This is a genomic window from Streptomyces sp. NPDC006294 (genome assembly GCF_042870895.1).
GTDB lineage: Bacteria > Actinomycetota > Actinomycetes > Streptomycetales > Streptomycetaceae > Streptomyces.
The window spans coordinates 48,618-65,608 of sequence record NZ_JBIAHV010000003.1 but is presented as its reverse complement, the minus strand read 5'-3'; the positions used below and the strand labels follow the sequence as shown (position 1 = coordinate 65,608).

Genomic DNA, 16,991 nt, shown 5'->3' with positions numbered 1-16,991 from the left:
CCGCCGCTCACGGCGCACCGCCCTCCTCGGGCGCGGCGCCGCCGTCCCCGCCGTCGCACGCTTCGCCATCACCGCCGGCGCGGCTGTCGATCAGCATGCCGACCCCGTCCAGCAGGCGATCCAGGCCGAAGACGAAGTCGAAGTCCTGGATGTCCGGCTCGTGCATCACCTTCGATGCGAGCAGCCGGGCGAGCGCCGGATAGCGCTCGGGGTCCGCGAAGCGCTCCAGGGTCTGCCCGTAGCGGCGCATGACAACCTCGGGCGGCTCGCCGCTCGCCGCGATCGCCGCGCCCAGGTCCGCCCTCAGCATGGCCTCGTTCCGCACGAAGCCGCCGACCAGCAGGATCACGGAGAGCTTCTCGCCCTCGTCGAGGCCCGTATCGGCCAGGGCGGCGAGGCCGCGGTCCCACCAGGCGACCGAGTTGGGGGTGGCCGGCGGGCCGGAGATGGGGATGCGCAGCACCCACAGATTCCGGTGGAACACCTCGCGCTGCGCCCTGGCCCAGGCCGTCAGCGCCTCGCGCCAGCCGGTCCCCGGCGGGGGCGGCGCCGGCGGCAGGCCGACGGCCTCCTCCTGCATCAGGATGTAGAGCTCGTCCTTGGCGGCGACGTACCGGTACAGGGACATCGTCGAGACGCCCAGCTCCTTGGCGACCCGCCCCATGGAGACCGCCCCGACCCCCTCGGCCGACGCGAGGGCGACGGCTGCCGCCACGATCCGCTCGATGCCGATCCCCGGTTTGGGGCCCTTGCCGGGCCGCTCCCGCAGACCCCACGCCGCCTCGATGCTCGCGGGCAGCCCGGTGCCGGTCCGCGCACCTCCCGAGCCGCGCCCGCGTCCGTCGCCCGCCATCGCCTCCGCCGTCCTCCGGCCTCTGACCGCCGTCTTGGTGCCGCCCGCCGCCTTCTCGCGCTTGACGTACATCCTAGTAATGCGTAACCCTTACACAGTAGCGCGTATCCGATACGCAGAAGGAGTCCGCCACCATGAGCCCTCACCGACCGCCGCCCCCCGCCGCCCCCGAAACGGCGACCACCCCAACGGCCGCACCGGCCCCCGGCGCGGCCGTCGACGCGCGCGGCCTGCGCAAGACCTACGGCAAGGTCGCCGTGCTCGACGGCGTGGACCTCCTGGTGGAGCGCGGCAGCGTCTTCGCCCTGCTCGGGCCGAACGGCGCCGGCAAGACCACGATCGTGCGGATCCTCGCGACCCTCACCGCCGCGGACGCCGGACGTGCCTGGGTCGCCGGACACGACGTGACGGCCGAACGCGGCCGGGTACGCCGGGCCATCAGCCTCACCGGCCAGTTCGCGGCGGTCGACGAGAGGCAGACCGGTGTGGAGAACCTCCGCATGATGGGCCGCCTCAGCGGCCTGTCACGCCGGGCCGCCCGCCACCGCGCCGCCGAACTGCTCGAGCGCTTCGACCTCACGGGCGCCGGCGACCGCCTCGCGGTGACGTACTCCGGCGGTATGCGCCGTCGGCTGGACCTGGCCGCCGGGCTCGTCGGCGAACCGGAGGTCGTGTTCCTGGACGAACCGACGACCGGCCTCGATCCGCGCAGCCGCCAGGAGCTCTGGCAGGTGGTGCGCGGCCTCTCGGCCCGCGGCACCACCGTCTTCCTCACCACCCAGTACCTGGAGGAGGCCGACCGGCTGGCCGACCGCATCGCCGTCGTGGACACCGGCCGCATCGTCGGCGAGGGCACGGCGGCGCAGTTGAAGGCCACGGTCGGCGGCCACCGCCTGGACCTCGTCTTCACCGACCCGGCGGCCTACCTGCGGCATGAGGACCGGGCCGTGCACCGCTCCCCCGAGACGCTCACCCTCGGCGTGCCGACGGACGGCTCGGCCGCCCTCGTCCGTGCCCTGCTCGACGAGATCGACCCCGAGCGGCGGGACGTCGCCCGCTTCTCCCTGCACACGACCACGCTCGACGACGTGTTCCTGTCCCTCACCCGTACCGGCGCACGCCGCCAGGAGGAGCACACCCATGTCTGAGTCCCCCGGCGCCACCGGCCTCCTGACCCCCGCCCTCACCATGACGGGCCGCTGCGTCCGACTCAGCCGCCGCAACGTCGACGCCGTCATCACCTCGATGATGCTGCCGGTCATGCTGATGCTGGTCTTCGTCTACTTCTTCGGCGGCGCGATCAACACCGGCACGGAGTACGTCAATTACGTCGTACCCGGCATCCTCGTCCTGTGCTCCGCCTTCGGCTCGGCCGGCACGGCGGTCCGGGTCAGCGAGGACATGAAGGGCGGCATCATCGACCGCTTCCGCTCCCTCGACGTGAGCGCCACGTCGATCCTGGCCGGCCATGTCGTGGCCAGCACCGTGCGCAACCTCTTCTCGACCGCGCTCGTCCTCGGCGTCGGCCTCCTCATCGGCTTCCGCCCCTCGGCGCCCCTGACCGGCTGGCTCGCCGCCGGAGGCGTCCTGGTCGTGTTCGTGGTGGCGCTGTCCTGGCTCTCGGCGGCGGTCGGCCTCCTGGCGAGGACACCGGAGGCGGCGGCGGGCTTCACCTTCTTCATGATGTTCCTGCCCTATCCGAGCAGCGCGTTCGTCCCCATCGAGACGATGCCGACCTGGCTCCACGGCTTCGCCGACCACCAGCCGGTCACCCCGCTGATCGAATCCCTCCGCGGCCTCCTCCACGACCAGCCGGTGGGCTCGGCGCCCTGGCTGGCGCTGGCGTGGTGCGGCGGAATCCTGGCGGTGGCGGTGGCGCTGTCGGGGGTGCTGTTCAAGGTGCGCACGGCGTGAGACAGGGCCCCTTCGGTGCTCACGTCCCGCCGGCGGTCTCGGCCAGCGCCTGCGCTGTCCGCCGCCTGCCCGGCACCCGCCGGGTGCCGAGCGGCCCGCGCGCCGCCCGCAGTACGGACTCGATCCCGGCCACGATCCGGTCGCGTCCCGCCCTGTCCGGGCAGCGCGAGAAGTCCGACGCCAGTCGGATCACATCGATGTGGACCGACTGCAGCCGCTCGAAGTCGAGATAGACCCGCAGCGCCCGGCGGTGCCCAGCGAGCGCGGCGGGGTGCACACGGCGGAGGGCCGCACGCCAGGCCCGGTGCGCCGCCCGCCGTTCCGCCCATGTCGCGTACCGCATCCGGGACAGGTGTGAGGCCAGCTCGTACACGGGGTCGCCGAAGAGGGCGAGTTCCCAGTCGATCAGCGAGAGCCCGCCGTCGGGGCCGACGATGAGGTTGCCGCGGTGGATGTCGGTGTGCAGCAGTACGAAGGGGCGCTCGCCCAGCGGCTCCGCGCGCTCCAGCAGCCGGGTGAAGGCGCCGTCCGGAACCCCGAGCGCGGCGAACAGGGCCTGGTGGTCCTTGCCGTGCCGCCCCTTCACCTCGCTCTCGGTGAACTCGACGAGCGTACGCAGGAAGCCGGCGCAGTCGCCGTCCTGCGGCCAGTCGTCGGGGCAGGCGGGCAGCAGGGCCGGCGGAACGGCGGCCAGCTCGCGGAAGATCCCGCCGAGCGAGTCGATGCACGCGCGCCCGACCGGAGCGTCGCGGCCCACCAGGTCGGCGAGCGACCGGCCTTCGGCGAACGAGTGCACGGTGAAACCCGGCCGGTCGGCGAGCACCCGGGGGCTGCCCGTCACCCGGCCGCGGATGGCGCCGAGTATCTCCCCCTCGGGCCATATCCGTAAGTTGAGCTGCGCGGCCTCGGTGATCGGGGTCCGGAACTTCACCGTCGTGCCCGCGGGCAGCGCCACCGAGCGTGCCGGTCCGGAGGGCAGCCGCACGCAGTGATTGCGGTGGTAGTAGCCGGTGAGCGGAACGCCTTCAGCGGCCGTCCGGTACAGCGAGACCCAGTTGTCCACGACACGGCCGGAGTCGCTGCGCGCTACCTCGGGCATGCGGCTCCTGCGGTCTCAGGTCCGACGACACCGGCGGCGGGCCGTCCCCGACCGCCGATCATCTTCATACCCAGCAGTAGCCAGAGGCTCAAACCCGCCGCGACGCAACAAAGTCCGGAAGCAGGAATGTCATGTCGGGCACGGCGTGCGCCACCTCGACCGGCTGCGGACGGCGCCATCTGCCCTTGTCGGGGTGGACGCCGACGAACGGCATGCCGACGCGTTGCGCCGCGCCCGCGTCGGCCCGCGAATCGCCGACCATCACGCTGTCGGCGGGTCGTACGCCGGCGGTGTGCACCACCTGAAGCAGGCCGAAGGGGTTCGGCTTCATCAGGTCCGGCTCTTCGGGCCGGCCGACGACACCGGCGGTGATGTGCTTCTCGAGGTCGTGGCGCTTGAGGAAGGTCAGCACCGCGAGTTCGCAGTTGTTGGACACGACGGCCATCTCCTTGCCGAGGCGCGCCAGCTCCTCCATCACCGCGGCGGCTCCCGGCATACGTGTGGCCGACTCGGCGGCCGCCACCTCCTCGGCGTCCAGCCGCTCCTTGACGGCGGCCACCAGGCCCGGAGCGGTGTCCCGGTGTGCGGCGTGGAGTCGGGTGAAGACGAGGAGCGGATCAGCCAGGCCGGTGGCGCCGGCCCTGCCGCACGCCTCGGAACCGGCCAGTTCGCCGAGGCGCTCCGCGATCCCGTCGGCCGGGCTGCGGACGAAGAGATCGCACACGATCTTGTCGAAGTCCAGGACGACCAGCGAAGCCCCGGAGAGCAGGCCCCATGCCGGGCTCCTGCCGGCGGTGCCTGTCTCGCTCCCGGTGCCGGCGTCCACACTGGCGTCGGTGTCGGTGTTGGTGTCGGTGGGTGGCACGATCAGTCGCCGAAGTCCGCATCCTGGGCCAGAAGGTCCCAATAAGAGTCGAAGAAGGTCTGCGCCGTCTCCACCTTCAGTGCCTGGTCAGGCTTGGAATACGGAAAGAGCGTCGCGCCGAGCCCGAGAGAGTTGAGGGTTGTGCCCTCGTCCTCCTCGCCCTCGACCGGGTCCGGATCCGTGCCCTCCAGGGTGTAGTAGCCCTCGAGCAGCAGATCCTTGTTCAGCAGGTACATCTTGCCGGTCGGCGTCAGCGGCACGGTCCTGATGCGGACCGAGACCTCCGGTACCAGCCGCTGCCGCTTCAGCGTACGCAGTTCGTACCGCAAGGACCTGGAGCACTGGATCAATGTGTCACGATGCCGCTGCCGCGGCCGTTCGTCCTCCGGGTCGGCGAGTGACGCCGGGAAGGCGAGCCTGATCTGCGGGTCGGGAACCATCAGACGCAGCGAGATGCTCTGCGGCCGGATCACACCGTCGTGGATCCGGGTGACCTGCGCCCCCAGATGCCGGTTCATCGTCTCCGAGGTCAGGGAAAAGACGTCCATGGTGATGTGATCGGCCTCGAACGCGGCCTGCAGATGGGGCCGGAGCGTCTCCAGGGCGGGCAGCGCGGCGCCGGACGGCCGGTGCGGGACGGTGTGCTCGGACCGTTCCTGGGCGGGCAGGACGCGGGCCCCGCTGCCCTGGCGGGACTCGATCAGCCCCTCGTCCCTCAGCAGGCGCAGGGCCGCGGTGACCGTCGCACGGGACACGTCGAAGTCGTCCACCAACTGCCGCTGCGTGGGCAGCAGTTTCCCGGCCTGGTAGACGCCGTCGCGGATGCGGGTCCGCAGCTCCTCCGCGACGTACTCGTACTTCCTGCTGTCGCCTGCTTGCCCGTGGGTTGCCACACCACAACCGTACAACTACACAAAGCCCAGGCGTAATTGACTTGACGAAGTCTCCAAGACCGATCCAATTCCGAAGAACGGACACATCCCGGTCAACCGACCTGACCGATAGTCGTACAAGTTTACCGACACACAAGAAGCGGGAAGACAAGTCATAGGCCAACTCCCCGAATTTGACTGGAAGTTGGCTGCTCGAGCGAACTTCCACGGGGCGCCCCAGCCAGTGACAACGGCGTGCGGGCAGAAGGCGCTCCCCGCCCTTTTGAAGGAGGGGACCCCCATGCCTCTGATCGCACTCGTACTCGCAACCTTCGCCCTCGGCTTCGAGCAGCTCGTCCAGTGGAAGTACGGCGCCATGGGCGTGGTGGGTCTGGCCATGCTGACCGTCGGGCTGAAGGCCAGGAGCACCGCCTGCACCGTCATCGGCTCGATCATCCTCGTCCTGCTGCTGACCCAGCCCGGTCAGTGACCCGCGGGAACGGCGGCCGGGCACACGGACCCCGGCCGCCGCTCAGAACACGTCCGGGCACCAGGGCCGGCGCGCCGTGCGGAACAGCGTGTCCGCCACGGCGACCGCGCCCGGACGGTGCTCGTCGACCCGGCCGAGGGCCGCGAGGCGGGACGCCGGCTCGTCCCCCAGGCAGAGCGTCCCCAGCACCCGCACGTCCAGCGTCAGGTCCGGCGACTGCGAAGAGGGCACGCAGGCCGCGCCGGAGGGTGACGCGTCGAGCCGGAAACGGCCGGCGGCGAGCGACGAGGAGTCCTGGACGTCGAGGACGAGGCTCCCGGACGTCGCGTACGTACGGGACTCCAGCGCCGCCGGGACGTCCAGCAGCCGCAGCCACAGGAAGTCCGCGTGGGTGACGACGCGCGCCGCCCGCGGGTCGGGCAGGAGATGGGGCAGCAGGTCGTCCGGGGCGCGGTAGCCGGTACGGACGGTGGTGACCCAGTCGACCGAGCAGACGAAGTGCCACAGGGCTCGCTCGGCGGCCGGGGTGAGCGCGATGAGGTCGCGCACCGTGACGGTGTTCAGGGGCTGCTTGCCGTCGCCCCACTTCTCGTCCGCCACATACGTCAGCAGCCCCTCGACCGTGCCGTCCGCCGAGCGGTACACCGCGTAGAACGGCTCCGTCCACGGAAACGCGGGCATCCGCACCGCGCCCGTGTTGACCTGCCACCAGCGCTCGTCCCGGTCGACCACGCCGTGCTGTGCGGCCGCCAGCCGCCGGTGGAGCTCCGGGCCCAGCTTGCGTACGTCCGTGCCGTCGACCAGGTCCACCCGGCCACCGTCGTCCGGACCCGACCAGCGCGGGTCCAGGCCGGTGCGGGGGACGTCGACGGACCACTCGGTGATCGTGGTCGCCGGGCCGTAGCCGTATCTGCCGTAGATCGGGTACTCGGCGGCGATCAGGGTAGAGACGACCTCGCCGCGCTCCTTCGCCCCGGCCAGCTCGGCCGCCATCATCCGGCTGAGCAGACCGCGGCGGCGGTGCGTCGGGGAGACGGTGACGTTCGAGACGGCGCTCGCCGGAAGCCGGGCGCCGCCGGCCATGGTGAGCTCCTGCGCGAAGGAACGGTACGTCGCCACGCACCGCCCCTCGTCGAACGCGCCCCGGACCCGGCCGAGGTCCATGCTCGCCCGGCGCTCGGTGATCTCCTCGTCGGTGAACACCGGCGGCCGCAGAAAGCCGGTGGACAGCGCCCTGAGCCAGTCGGGGTACTCGGACTCGGTGATCAGGCGGGTTTCGACGCTCATGCCGCCACGCTAGGCAGACGGGCGAGCGCCCCGCATCCGGTTTTCCACCACCCAGGAACGGCTCAGAACGCCGCCCGGATCGAGCCGACCTCCACGCCGCCGCCGAGCAGCGGCAGGTGCCCGATCCGGTCGACCACGGGCGCGTCGACGCCCATCAGCCGCAGCGCCCGCGCCAGCACCGGGCCCAGCGCCCGGATCGCACCGTCGTCGATCTTGAAGGCCAGCGCCCGGCCGTCCGGCAGGGCGACCGCCTGCACCGCCTCCGCGCCCATCTTGGAGAGCGTGCCGGGCACCTCGCGCATCAGCCAGGTGTCGGGGCGGCGGGTACCGGCGACGTACTCGGGGTGGGCGCGCATCGCGTCCGCGACCCGGCGCTCGGCCGAGCCGGGCTCGGCCAGCACGAAGTGCCGGAAGGCCCGGGCCAGGCCGGTCAGCGAGACGGCCATCAGCGGGGCGCCGCAGCCGTCGGTGCCGACCGCGGAGACCGGCTCGCCCGCGGCCTCCTCGACCACCCCGCGGACGAGCCGCTGGAGCGAATGCGCGGGGTCCAGATAGTTCGAACGGTCCCAGCCGTTCACGGCGCACGCCGCCAGCATGGCCGTGTGCTTGCCGGAGCAGTTCATGGTGACCTTGTCGCGCACCTGGCCCGCGGCCAGATACGTCTCGGCCTCCGCCGGGTCCAGCGGGAGGTCCGGCGGGGTCTGCAACTCGTCCGCCGTGAGCCCGTAACCGGCCAGCATCTTCCGTACGAGTTCGAGGTGGAAGCCCTCGCCCGAGTGGCTGGCCGCGGCGAGCGCCAGCCGCTCCCCGTCGATGTCGAGACCGGCGCGCAGCACGGCCGCGGCCTGCATCGGCTTGCTGGACGAGCGCGGGAAGACGGGCAGTGCCGGGTCGCCCACCGCCGTCTCCACGCTGCCGTCGGCCGCGAGGACGACCAGCGACCCGCGGTGGTGCCCCTCCACGAAGCCCGAACGGACGACCTCGGCGAGAACCGGCGGCGCGGACGGTACAGCGGTGGTGCTGGAGGACAGGGAGGACATCGGCGGCCTTCCGGGGCAGGGACCCGCGCCGGATGGCCGCCTCGGCGGGATGACCCCGGCCGGCCTCAGGTGAGCAGGTCGTCGACTTGCGCTTCGCCTTCACGGTACCTGCGGGCGATCTCGGCACTGCAATCGTCGGCCGTCCGCTGCAGCAGCCGGCGGCGGTGCGAGACGTGCTCCTCGTAGCCGAGCAGCCGGCCCATCGCCGACCGCAGCTCCTCGTCCGTGCGGGCCTCCAGGTCGGAGAGGCCGACCTCGTCGAGCATCTCGGACGCCAGCCGCCGGTACTCCTCGCCGTGCGGCGTGGAGAGCGTGACATGGCGGGCCGAGGAGCCGCGCCGGGAGGGCGCGTCGGCGAGGAACAGCCGGTCGCCGACCAGCCGGTCGACCACCGGCGTGCCGGACGCCCCGGGGTCGCTGCGGCGGGCCAGTTCGGCCCGCAGGATGTCGACCCGGCCCTGGACCAGTCTCCGGACATAGCTCAGGTCGGCCTCGTCGCGCTGCGCGTCGCGGCGCAGTGCGCGCAGCTCGGGCAGGCGCAGGGCGGTGAGATCGTGCCGCGGGTGCTCGGGCAGCTCCGCGCCGCTGCGCTGCCGCGGCGGGCGTGCCGTCCCGATTCCCTGCGGGAGGCTGATCGGTACGGGACCGAGCGACTGCCCGGCGCCAGAAATGGTCATGTGCGTATGTCCGTCCCCTCGACCGGTGCACGGGCTCCCCGGGCCCGAAGGGCCGAGGGGTTTGCACCGCCTTGGTGCATGGTGCCACTCCGATACGTGCCGACGCAGGCGCTCTGCACCCGTTCGGCCCTGAATGGCAGCCCGTACGGGCCCGATAGGTTGCACTCCATGCGAGCAGTGGTACAGAGGGTCGACGGCGCGAGCGTCGTGGTGCCCGGTGAGTCGGGACCGGAGACCGTCGGTGAGATCACCGGCGAGGGGCTGTGTGTGCTGGTGGGGGTCACCCACGAGGACACCGGGGAGAAGGCGGCCCAACTGGCCAGGAAACTATGGTCGGTTCGTATGCTCGAGGATGAGAGGTCCTGCTCGGACGTGGGCGCGCCGCTGCTGGTGATCTCGCAGTTCACCCTCTACGGGGACGCCCGCAAGGGCCGCCGCCCCACCTGGAACGCGGCGGCGCCCGGCCCGGTGGCCGAGCCGCTCGTCGACGAGGTGGTGGCGCAGCTGCGGGCGCTCGGCGCACACGTGGAGACGGGCCGGTTCGGAGCGAAGATGCGGGTCTCGCTCACGAACGACGGCCCGTTCACCGTGCTGATCGAGGTCTGAGGCAGCGCCTCAGGGCTCGACGACCGGCTCCTGCGCGGCCGCCGTGTCCCCGACCCGCAGCGCGGCGTCCACCGGCACGTTGCGCTTCACCAGCGCGAGCGCGATCGGCCCCAGCTCGTAATGGCGGACGGCCGTCGTGACGAAGCCCAGCTGACGGCCCTCCTCGCCCTCGGAGGCCAGGTGGACGGGCGTGCCGGGCACGGGCAGGTGCACCTCGCTGCCGTCCAGGTGCAGAAAGACCAGCCGGCGCGGCGGCTTCCCCAGGTTGTGGACGCGCGCCACGGTCTCCTGACCGCGGTAGCAGCCCTTCTGCAGATGGACCGCGCTGCCGATCCAGCCCAGCTCGTGCGGAATGGTGCGGTGGTCGGTCTCGAAACCGAGCCGCGGCCGGTGGTTCTCCACCCGCAGCGCCTCGTACGCGAGGATCCCCGCGGCCGGCCCGGTCCGCTCGGCGTACGACTCGAGGTCGGCGCGCGGCAGGAACAGATCGCGCCCGTGCGCGGTCTCCCGTACGACCACGCCGTCCGGCACCTCGGCGATGGACCCGGCCGGCAGATGGACGACGGCGATCTCGTCCGTCCGGTCGGCGACCTCGGCCCTGTAGAAGAACTTCATCGACTCCAGGTAGGCGAGGAGCGACTCGCGCGTGCCCGGTTCCACGTGCGCCCAGACCGTCTCGCCGTCGTCGACGAGATAGAGCGCGTGCTCGATGTGGCCGTGCGCGGAGAGGATCAGCGCCTCGGTGGCCTGTCCGGCGGGCAGCTCGCTCATGTGCTGGGTGACCAGCAGATGCAGCCAGCTCAGCCGTTCCTCGCCGGTGACGGTGATGACACCGCGGTGCGACAGGTCGACGAAGCCCTGGCCGGAGGCGAGGGATCGCTGCTCACGGAACAGGTCGCCGTAGTGCGCGGCGACCCCTTCGTCACGCCCTTCGGCGGGGACCGCGCCGGGCAGGGACAACAGAGGGCTGGTCGGTGACATGGCCCCAGCCTACGACTCGGCCCGCGCCGCCTTCACAGTGCAGTCGCGGCAGCGGCCGAAGATCGCGAAATGCTTCATGTCCGTCTCGAAGCCGAAGGTGTCGCGCAGCTTCGCGGTGAACTCCGCGGCGATCTCGACATCCGCCTCGATCACGTCCCCGCAGTCGCGGCACACCAGGTGGAGATGGTGGTGCCGGTCGGCGAGGTGGTAGGTGGGCGCGCCGTGCCCGAGGTGGGCGTGCGAGACCAGGCCCAGCTCCTCGAGCAGCTCGAGCGTCCGGTAGACGGTGGAGATGTTCACACCGGACGCCGTCTTGCGGACCTCACCGAGGATGTCGTCCGGAGTGGCGTGCTCGAGGGCGTCGACGGCCTCGAGGACAAGCTGGCGCTGCGGAGTCAGCCGGTAACCGCGCTGCCGCAGATCGCTCTTCCAGTCGGTGCTCACCACGCCCCCAGTGTAGGCAGCCGGGCCCGCCGCGTCCGGCTGCCGTCCGAAGAAGGGCCTGAAAGAAGGGCCTACTTGAAGAAGGCGATGCCGTCGTCGGGCAGGTCGCCGAGGTCCTTCGCCCACGACTCGACCTGCTCGGGCGTGACGACCTTCTTCAGGTGCGCCGACATGTACGGCCGCAGCGGCACCTCGGGGGTGGCCTTCTCGCCGACCCACATCAGGTCGCTCTTGACGTAGCCGTACAGCCGCTTGCCGCCGGTGTACGGGCCGGAGGCCGCGGTGCGCGCGACGGCGTCGGTCGCCAGGTCGATCTGCGGCTTCTGGTCGGCGAGCTCGCCGTACCAGATCTCCACGATGCCCTGGTCACGGACCATGACGACCTCGACCTTGCGGTCCTTGTCGATCCGCCAGTAGCCGCTCTCGCTCTCCAGCGGCCTGACCTTGTTGCCCTCCGTGTCGAGGACCCAGGAGTGCGAGACGTACTCGACGAAGTCCCGGCCGTCGTGGCTGAAGGTCACGGACTGGCCGAAGTTGCACTTCTCGGCGCCGGGGAAGTCCGAAACACCCGCGCCTTCCCAGGTGCCCAGCAGGAACGCGAGGGGGACGAGGTCCGGGTTCAGGTCGGACGGGATCTCGATCATGAGCAGCTCTGTCGATCTCTAGGGGTCGAGTGGTGCGGGAGGTGGTGACTACCGCTGGCCCTGGTACAGCTTCTTCACGGTCAGACCGGCGAAGGCGAGGACGCCGACGCAGACCAGAACGAGCAGAGCTTCGAAGAAAACGATCACGGGGTGCTCCTCGAATGAGCGTGAAGGCGAAAGCGGGCCGGCCCCCAGCTTAGTGCGCCGGGTTCCGGCCCGTTCCGTGAGGTCGCCCTCGCGTCGATCAGCCGAGCAGCTGGTTCTGCAGGACCACCGTCTGGTGGAAGGGGACGAGCGGCGTGCCGCCCTTCCGGGAGACCACCACCAGCGCGATCGTGTCACCGGCCGTGATGTACGCGTGCCGGACGTGGACCGGGCCGCGGGGCTCGGCCTCGTCGTACACGTAGCGTTCCGTGGACGGCACCTGCGCCGCGCGGTCGTAATCCGTGTCGTACGAGGACACCTCCTCGACACCGGCCGGCCGGACCGACGTGTCGGGCGCACCCCCCAGCCGCTCCGCGAAGAAGCGGCCGGCGAGCGCCGAGGTGTGGAACCGGAGCAGGAAGATCCGTGCCGACGTGCCGTCCGGCATCGACCAGCCGCGCGCCGCGATGTGGCGCAGCCCGCCCTCGGTCAGATGCTCGCGCAGCGCCTCGCGGTCGTCGGCGGCGTACTGCCCGAGATACCGGTCGACCGGCACCCGGGCGCGCTCGCCGCCCAGGTCCGGTTCGGGCGTGGCGCCCGCCGGCGCCGGGAGCAGCAGCTGCTCCAGGCCGGCGTAGTGGATCTCGCCGGGGTTCTCCTGGACGAGGGGCAGCGGGGCGCCGGCCGGCAGCGTGGGCCGGGAGAGCGGCGGGTAGTCCCAGCGTCCGTCGCTCAGCGTGGACAGACCGGGCACGTCGGTGCGCTCCTGCCCGGTGATGCCGAGGGCGGCGCCGGTGCCGACCGCCGCGAAGACGACCGCGGCGGCCGTCCAGCGCAGCACGGCCCGCAGCTTCCGCCGGTCCCGCGGCGCGGACGGGACGGGCTCGGGAGCCGCGGCCGTGGACGGCCCGGCGGGCGGCTCTGCGGGGGCGTCAGGCGGTGTCGTGGTGGCGTTGACGTCGGTCACACGGACTCCCCGGGCGAGGCGATGTGGTCGAGCTGATCGCGGACCATCTCGGCGATCGTCTTCTTGGGCAGCGGCTTGTTGCCGTACGCGTACATCGTCACCAGCACCTCGCCCACGTGGCCGGTGCACATCATGGCGTCGAGTTCGACGTCCTCGGTCTCGGGCATCAGATGGCACTCGGCCCCGGGGTGGCCCTCGACCTTCGGACCCTTGCGGAAGACTCCGAGCGCGTCGGCCAGTGTCTTCTGGAACTCGGCCAGGTCACCGACGGCCTTGGTGTTCGCCAGCTGCGTCAGGCGCGTCTCCACCACGTACTCGGCGTCCCACGGCGGACGGTAGCTGCGCACGGCCAGGCCCTTGATACGAAGCTTCTCGACGGCCTTGTCGTGCTGCTTGCGCTGGGCGCTGGGCAGTCCCCGCGAGCCCTGCTTGAGCAGGGCGACGGCACGCTCCCCAGCGATCACGGTGTCGTTGCCGTGTTCGCCGATGTCCGGTCCCGGCATCGAGAACCCGGGCAGGGGCAGCAGCTGGGCGGCGAGACCGGTGGGCTCGAGCGGCGGGGAGTCCAGCTCGGGGTGTTCGGCGGGCTCGGCCCAGGTGGTGGTGGGCGCGGTGCGGTCCGCGTCCTTCAGGGCCGACCAGCCCCAGGCGCCCGCGCCGGCGGCCAGGGCCAGGCTCAGGACTGCGGCGCAGACCGCGGCCGGGAACCGGCGGCGGCGCCGCGCGGGAGGCTCGCAGAGTCCGTCGGGTGCGCCGGCTTCAGGCCGCCCGGCGTGCTCGTCGTGCTCGTGCTCGTGCTGTCCGGTCACAGTCGCTCCAACTGACGCTTGGCGAGCGACTTCAGTTCTTTCACGTCGATCGGCCCCGAGTTGTTCTGGTAAGTGATCACCATCACGACGTCGCCTCGCCATGCCACCGCCCGGCCCTCGTACAGGGGCTCGTATCCGGCCTCGCGATGCGGCTCGTCGAATACATAGGTGCGGCCGTTCGCGCTGCCGGGAATCGGCTCACCGTCGTTGCCCGCCCAGTCGTCCTCGACCAGGTACGACTGCTGGCCCTCGCCGAAGTGTTCCGCCCCGACCTCGGTGGTCTCCCGGAACTGCACCAGCCTGATGTCGACGTAGACCTTGCCGCCCTTCGACCAGCTGACGGTCGCGGAGCGGCGGAAGTCGTGCTCGGCCAGGTCCCGGAACATCTCGTCCTCGTACTCGAACCACGTCGCGAACGTGTACAGGTCCTTCCAGTCCGGCTTCTCCTCGTGCTTCGCGCCCTTCGGCTTCGGGAGCAGGAGCTCGCGCAGATCACCGTCGGTCTTCACCCAGCGGTTCACCGACAGGGACCGTGCCGTGGTGTTCCCGTCCGTCCGGACCGGCTTCGGCGTCCTGATGTCCGGCTGCGACAGCGCCGGCAGCGGCGTGGGCTCGCGGTGGTACTGGACGGCGTATCCGGTGACCGTCCCGGCCACGGCGCCGAGCACGGCGGCGGCGGCGATCAGCAGCGTTGTCCGGCCGCGACGGCGCACACGCGGTGCCGGTACGGCGGGTACGGCGGCCGCTCCCGGCTCGTCGAGCGGAGGCGTCGGCGGTGCCGGTGGTACCGATGGTGCCGGTGGTGCGTCGGGTGCCGGCTCCGGGTCCGGCGGCACGTTGTCGGCGTGCGTGTCCAAAAGAGGCCCCCCTGAGACCTGAGGCACGGATTCCGTATCCGCGCCTCAGTGCAGACCGCGTGCGGATGACCAGGGTTGTAACGCCGCGCATTACAGTTCGGCATATGGCGAACAAGCTCGTGATCAAGGTGACCGCCGGCGCCGACGCGCCCGAGCGCTGCTCCCAGGCCTTCACGGTCGCGGCCGTGGCCGCGGCCAGTGGCGTGGAGGTCTCGCTGTGGCTGACCGGGGAGTCCGCGTGGTTCGCGCTGCCCGGACGCGCGGCCGAGTTCGAACTGCCGCACGCCGCGCCGCTGCCGGACCTCATCGAGTCGATCCGGGCGAGCGGGCTCATCACCCTGTGCACCCAGTGCGCGGCGCGCCGCGACATCTCGGAGAAGGACGTCCTCGACGGCGTACGGATCGCGGGTGCGCAGGTGTTCGTCAGCGAGATCATGCCGGAGGGCGTGCAGGCCCTCGTCTACTGACGCGACCGGATGCTGCGCCCGCCGGCTATCGGCGCGGCCGGCTATTGGCCCGGCCGGCGGCGCTTGCCGTCGAGCTCGTCCCACCACTCGTCGGACTTCGGGTCACCGGAGGGGTCGTCCCACCAGCGGTCCTCGGGGCCGCGCCGGTTGGCGACCATGGCGGCGACCGGCGGGATGACCATGGCGACGACGCACATGGCGACGGCGGCCGGCACGGACCAGAGCCGCACGACGGCCCAGGCGGACACGAACAGGACGAGGCATCCGCCCATCAGCAGGAAGTAGTTGCGCCGCCGTCGCGCGTACATGCCCCCAGCGTACGACCGAAGGACCGCACCTCGTTCCCGGTAAGCGTCCAACCCCCAGGAGGTGCGGCCCTTCGGCCGGTCAACGGACTCAGACGGCGATCGCGACCTCGGCGAGGCCGCCCGTCTGCGCGACGACGGTACGGTCCGCCGTCCCGCCGGGAACGAGGGCGCGCACGGTCCACGTGCCCTCGGCCGCGTAGAAACGGAACTGTCCCGTCGCGGAGGTCGGGACCTCCGCGGTGAACTCGCCGGTCGAGTCCAGCAGACGGACGTAGCCCGTCACCGGCTCGCCGTCGCGGGTCACCTGGCCCTGGATCGTGGTCTCACCGGGCTTGATCGTCGAGGCGTCGGGGCCGCCGGCCTTTGCTCCACACATGCTGTTCTCCTAGAGGAAGGTCTGGCGGGTTACTTGTTGGCGCCGAGCTCGATCGGCACGCCGACGAGGGAGCCGTACTCGGTCCACGAGCCGTCGTAGTTCTTGACGTTCTCCTGACCGAGCAGCTCGTGCAGGACGAACCAGGTCAGCGCGGAGCGCTCACCGATGCGGCAGTACGCGATGGTGTCCTTCGACAGGTCGACCTGCTCGGCCTCGTAGAGGGCCTTGAGCTCCTCGTCGGACTTGAAGGTGCCGTCGTCGTTGGCGTTCTTGGACCACGGGATGTTGCGGGCGCTCGGCACGTGGCCCGGGCGCTGGGACTGCTCCTGCGGGAGGTGCGCCGGGGCGAGGAGCTTGCCGCTGAACTCGTCGGGAGAACGCACGTCGACCAGGTTCCGGGTGCCGATCGCGGCGACGACGTCGTCACGGAAGGCGCGGATGGAGGCGTCCTGCGGCTTGGCCTTGTAGTCGGTCGCCTCGCGGACCGGCACCTCGGCGACCAGGTCGCGGGAGTCGAGCTCCCACTTCTTGCGGCCGCCGTCGAGGAGACGGACGTCGCCGTGGCCGTAGAGCTTGAAGTACCAGAAGGCGTAGGAGGCGAACCAGTTGTTGTTGCCGCCGTAGAGGACGACGGTCGAGTCGTTCGCGATGCCCTTGGCCGACAGGAGCTTCTCGAAGCCCTCCTGGTCGATGAAGTCACGGCGGACCGGGTCCTGGAGGTCCTTGGTCCAGTCGATCCGGATCGCGTTCGTGATGTGGTTCTTGTCGTACGCCGAGGTGTCCTCGTCGACCTCGACGATGACGACCTTCGGGTCGTCGATGTGGGCCTCGACCCAGTCGGCGTCTACAAGGACGTCGCTGCGGCTCATGGTGGTTCTCCTCCGGGGCAGTGTGCGGCGGTGGTGATGCGCGAGGGGTTGTGCGCGAGGGGTGTGCGGGTACGCGGAACGGCGTCGATCAGCACGGGTCGGCCCCGACGAAGGTCGAAGGGCCTGGGATACGGGGCAGTGCTCCCGCTCAGACAGGGCGACAGAGCATGGCGGCGACGCGGCACAGGTCAACTGCCCGCCGCTTCGTGAGATCCGCCTGTCGCTGCTTCATGGGACCGATCGTAGGGACGAGTCGGGCACCGTGTCACCGGCGTGTCGTATGTTGAGACGCGATCGTCCACATTCCGATACGCGAAGGGGCGCGCGGCCTCCGGGCGAGCGCCGGGGAGTGGCCCGCGTCACGCCGGCTTCTGCCCAGCGGACCAAGTCGTCTCACCATGCGGCCGGGCGGGAGCGCTACG

At 71.4% G+C, this 16,991-nt stretch carries 22 protein-coding genes; 5 read left to right on the top strand and 17 right to left on the bottom strand.

All coding sequences use genetic code 11. The annotated features are described in order from the left end of the window. Positions 1-7: 7 nt before the first annotated feature. Complete coding sequence (locus ACFYOP_RS05760) at positions 8-853, bottom strand: TetR/AcrR family transcriptional regulator C-terminal domain-containing protein (protein ID WP_356898723.1); 846 nt, start codon at positions 851-853, stop codon at positions 8-10. A 134-nt stretch (positions 854-987) separates the two neighbouring features. Between ACFYOP_RS05760 and ACFYOP_RS05755 the strand changes: the two genes are divergently transcribed. Both ACFYOP_RS05755 and ACFYOP_RS05750 read left to right on the top strand, forming a co-directional pair. Then, on the top strand, positions 988-2,001 hold the full coding sequence (locus ACFYOP_RS05755) for an ATP-binding cassette domain-containing protein (RefSeq protein ID WP_356898701.1): 1,014 nt from the start codon (positions 988-990) through the stop codon (positions 1,999-2,001). Beyond that, positions 1,994-2,767, top strand: coding sequence for an ABC transporter permease (locus tag ACFYOP_RS05750; protein ID WP_356898700.1), 774 nt, complete (start codon positions 1,994-1,996; stop codon positions 2,765-2,767). Before ACFYOP_RS05755 ends, ACFYOP_RS05750 begins: the two co-directional genes overlap by 8 nt. 19 nt (positions 2,768-2,786) lie before the next feature. On the opposite strand, the gene ACFYOP_RS05745 is transcribed toward ACFYOP_RS05750, so the two are convergent. From ACFYOP_RS05745 to ACFYOP_RS05735, 3 genes are all read right to left on the bottom strand, one after another. Then, a complete protein-coding gene (locus tag ACFYOP_RS05745; RefSeq protein WP_356898699.1) occupies positions 2,787-3,866 on the bottom strand; it encodes an aminoglycoside phosphotransferase family protein in 1,080 nt (359 codons plus the stop codon). An 88-nt stretch (positions 3,867-3,954) separates the two neighbouring features. Then, positions 3,955-4,731 carry an HAD hydrolase-like protein gene (locus ACFYOP_RS05740; RefSeq protein ID WP_356898698.1) on the bottom strand — a complete coding sequence of 259 codons (777 nt, stop codon included), beginning with the start codon at positions 4,729-4,731 and terminating at the stop codon, positions 3,955-3,957. Positions 4,732-4,733: 2 nt separating this feature from the next. Further along, a complete protein-coding gene (locus tag ACFYOP_RS05735; RefSeq protein ID WP_356898697.1) occupies positions 4,734-5,624 on the bottom strand; it encodes a winged helix-turn-helix domain-containing protein in 891 nt (296 codons plus the stop codon). Between the two features lie 280 nt (positions 5,625-5,904). Between ACFYOP_RS05735 and ACFYOP_RS05730 the strand changes: the two genes are divergently transcribed. Further along, complete coding sequence (locus tag ACFYOP_RS05730) at positions 5,905-6,093, top strand: hypothetical protein (protein WP_356898696.1); 189 nt, start codon at positions 5,905-5,907, stop codon at positions 6,091-6,093. Between the two features lie 42 nt (positions 6,094-6,135). Here ACFYOP_RS05730 and ACFYOP_RS05725 read toward each other — a convergent pair whose 3' ends face one another. From ACFYOP_RS05725 to ACFYOP_RS05715, 3 genes are all read right to left on the bottom strand, one after another. Continuing rightward, on the bottom strand, positions 6,136-7,380 hold the full coding sequence (locus tag ACFYOP_RS05725) for a GNAT family N-acetyltransferase (protein WP_356898695.1): 1,245 nt from the start codon (positions 7,378-7,380) through the stop codon (positions 6,136-6,138). 62 nt (positions 7,381-7,442) lie between these two features. Then, complete coding sequence (locus ACFYOP_RS05720) at positions 7,443-8,420, bottom strand: asparaginase (protein ID WP_356898694.1); 978 nt, start codon at positions 8,418-8,420, stop codon at positions 7,443-7,445. A gap of 65 nt (positions 8,421-8,485) precedes the next feature. Beyond that, positions 8,486-9,097 carry an AmfC protein gene (locus ACFYOP_RS05715; RefSeq protein WP_356898693.1) on the bottom strand — a complete coding sequence of 204 codons (612 nt, stop codon included), beginning with the start codon at positions 9,095-9,097 and terminating at the stop codon, positions 8,486-8,488. 168 nt (positions 9,098-9,265) lie between these two features. On the opposite strand from ACFYOP_RS05715, the gene dtd reads away from it, so the two are divergent. Next, complete coding sequence (gene dtd / locus ACFYOP_RS05710) at positions 9,266-9,703, top strand: D-aminoacyl-tRNA deacylase (RefSeq protein ID WP_356898692.1); 438 nt, start codon at positions 9,266-9,268, stop codon at positions 9,701-9,703. Positions 9,704-9,712: 9 nt separating this feature from the next. Here dtd and ACFYOP_RS05705 read toward each other — a convergent pair whose 3' ends face one another. From ACFYOP_RS05705 to ACFYOP_RS05680, 6 genes are all read right to left on the bottom strand, one after another. After that, the gene (locus tag ACFYOP_RS05705; RefSeq protein WP_356898691.1) at positions 9,713-10,684 is read right to left on the bottom strand and encodes a folate-binding protein; all 972 of its coding nucleotides are present in this window, start codon (positions 10,682-10,684) and stop codon (positions 9,713-9,715) included. Positions 10,685-10,693: 9 nt separating this feature from the next. Then, complete coding sequence (locus ACFYOP_RS05700; protein ID WP_356898690.1) at positions 10,694-11,131, bottom strand: transcriptional repressor; 438 nt, start codon at positions 11,129-11,131, stop codon at positions 10,694-10,696. A gap of 68 nt (positions 11,132-11,199) precedes the next feature. Further along, a complete protein-coding gene (locus ACFYOP_RS05695; protein ID WP_356898689.1) occupies positions 11,200-11,772 on the bottom strand; it encodes an FABP family protein in 573 nt (190 codons plus the stop codon). 244 nt (positions 11,773-12,016) lie between these two features. Beyond that, complete coding sequence (locus ACFYOP_RS05690; RefSeq protein ID WP_356898688.1) at positions 12,017-12,883, bottom strand: hypothetical protein; 867 nt, start codon at positions 12,881-12,883, stop codon at positions 12,017-12,019. Continuing rightward, positions 12,880-13,692, bottom strand: a complete 813-nt coding sequence (locus tag ACFYOP_RS05685; RefSeq protein WP_356898687.1) for a hypothetical protein — start codon at positions 13,690-13,692, stop codon at positions 12,880-12,882. Before ACFYOP_RS05685 ends, ACFYOP_RS05690 begins: the two co-directional genes overlap by 4 nt. Beyond that, a complete protein-coding gene (locus ACFYOP_RS05680; RefSeq protein ID WP_356898686.1) occupies positions 13,689-14,405 on the bottom strand; it encodes a hypothetical protein in 717 nt (238 codons plus the stop codon). Before ACFYOP_RS05680 ends, ACFYOP_RS05685 begins: the two co-directional genes overlap by 4 nt. Positions 14,406-14,653: 248 nt before the next feature. Here ACFYOP_RS05680 and ACFYOP_RS05675 point away from each other — a divergent pair, with 248 nt between their 5' ends. After that, the gene (locus ACFYOP_RS05675; RefSeq protein ID WP_356898685.1) at positions 14,654-15,016 is read left to right on the top strand and encodes a DsrE family protein; all 363 of its coding nucleotides are present in this window, start codon (positions 14,654-14,656) and stop codon (positions 15,014-15,016) included. 41 nt (positions 15,017-15,057) lie between these two features. Here the strand turns inward: ACFYOP_RS05675 and ACFYOP_RS05670 are convergent, their stop codons facing one another. The 4 genes from ACFYOP_RS05670 to ACFYOP_RS05655 form a co-directional block, all read right to left on the bottom strand. After that, positions 15,058-15,324: a DUF3099 domain-containing protein gene (locus tag ACFYOP_RS05670; protein ID WP_356898684.1), complete on the bottom strand. Its 267-nt coding sequence runs from the start codon at positions 15,322-15,324 to the stop codon at positions 15,058-15,060. Positions 15,325-15,412: 88 nt separating this feature from the next. Next, positions 15,413-15,700, bottom strand: coding sequence for a DUF1416 domain-containing protein (locus ACFYOP_RS05665; protein ID WP_054232391.1), 288 nt, complete (start codon positions 15,698-15,700; stop codon positions 15,413-15,415). A 29-nt stretch (positions 15,701-15,729) separates the two neighbouring features. Beyond that, positions 15,730-16,569 (bottom strand): sulfurtransferase, encoded by an 840-nt coding sequence (locus tag ACFYOP_RS05660; protein ID WP_356898683.1) that lies wholly within the window; start codon positions 16,567-16,569, stop codon positions 15,730-15,732. Positions 16,570-16,717: 148 nt separating this feature from the next. Next, positions 16,718-16,801 carry an Ms5788A family Cys-rich leader peptide gene (locus ACFYOP_RS05655; protein WP_353850233.1) on the bottom strand — a complete coding sequence of 28 codons (84 nt, stop codon included), beginning with the start codon at positions 16,799-16,801 and terminating at the stop codon, positions 16,718-16,720. Between the last annotated feature and the right edge of the window lie 190 nt (positions 16,802-16,991).

Bases quoted from the DNA above. Each gene is read 5' to 3' on its own strand.
- ACFYOP_RS05760 (WP_356898723.1), bottom strand. From the start codon at position 853: ATGGCGGGCGACGGACGCGGGCGCGGCTCGGGAGGTGCGCGGACCGGC.
- ACFYOP_RS05755 (WP_356898701.1), top strand. From the start codon at position 988: ATGAGCCCTCACCGACCGCCGCCCCCCGCCGCCCCCGAAACGGCGACC.
- ACFYOP_RS05750 (WP_356898700.1), top strand. From the start codon at position 1,994: ATGTCTGAGTCCCCCGGCGCCACCGGCCTCCTGACCCCCGCCCTCACC.
- ACFYOP_RS05745 (WP_356898699.1), bottom strand. From the start codon at position 3,866: ATGCCCGAGGTAGCGCGCAGCGACTCCGGCCGTGTCGTGGACAACTGG.
- ACFYOP_RS05730 (WP_356898696.1), top strand. From the start codon at position 5,905: ATGCCTCTGATCGCACTCGTACTCGCAACCTTCGCCCTCGGCTTCGAG.
- ACFYOP_RS05725 (WP_356898695.1), bottom strand. From the start codon at position 7,380: ATGAGCGTCGAAACCCGCCTGATCACCGAGTCCGAGTACCCCGACTGG.
- ACFYOP_RS05720 (WP_356898694.1), bottom strand. From the start codon at position 8,420: ATGTCCTCCCTGTCCTCCAGCACCACCGCTGTACCGTCCGCGCCGCCG.
- ACFYOP_RS05715 (WP_356898693.1), bottom strand. From the start codon at position 9,097: ATGACCATTTCTGGCGCCGGGCAGTCGCTCGGTCCCGTACCGATCAGC.
- dtd (WP_356898692.1), top strand. From the start codon at position 9,266: ATGCGAGCAGTGGTACAGAGGGTCGACGGCGCGAGCGTCGTGGTGCCC.
- ACFYOP_RS05705 (WP_356898691.1), bottom strand. From the start codon at position 10,684: ATGTCACCGACCAGCCCTCTGTTGTCCCTGCCCGGCGCGGTCCCCGCC.
- ACFYOP_RS05695 (WP_356898689.1), bottom strand. From the start codon at position 11,772: ATGATCGAGATCCCGTCCGACCTGAACCCGGACCTCGTCCCCCTCGCG.
- ACFYOP_RS05675 (WP_356898685.1), top strand. From the start codon at position 14,654: ATGGCGAACAAGCTCGTGATCAAGGTGACCGCCGGCGCCGACGCGCCC.
- ACFYOP_RS05670 (WP_356898684.1), bottom strand. From the start codon at position 15,324: ATGTACGCGCGACGGCGGCGCAACTACTTCCTGCTGATGGGCGGATGC.
- ACFYOP_RS05665 (WP_054232391.1), bottom strand. From the start codon at position 15,700: ATGTGTGGAGCAAAGGCCGGCGGCCCCGACGCCTCGACGATCAAGCCC.
- ACFYOP_RS05660 (WP_356898683.1), bottom strand. From the start codon at position 16,569: ATGAGCCGCAGCGACGTCCTTGTAGACGCCGACTGGGTCGAGGCCCAC.
- ACFYOP_RS05655 (WP_353850233.1), bottom strand. From the start codon at position 16,801: ATGAAGCAGCGACAGGCGGATCTCACGAAGCGGCGGGCAGTTGACCTG.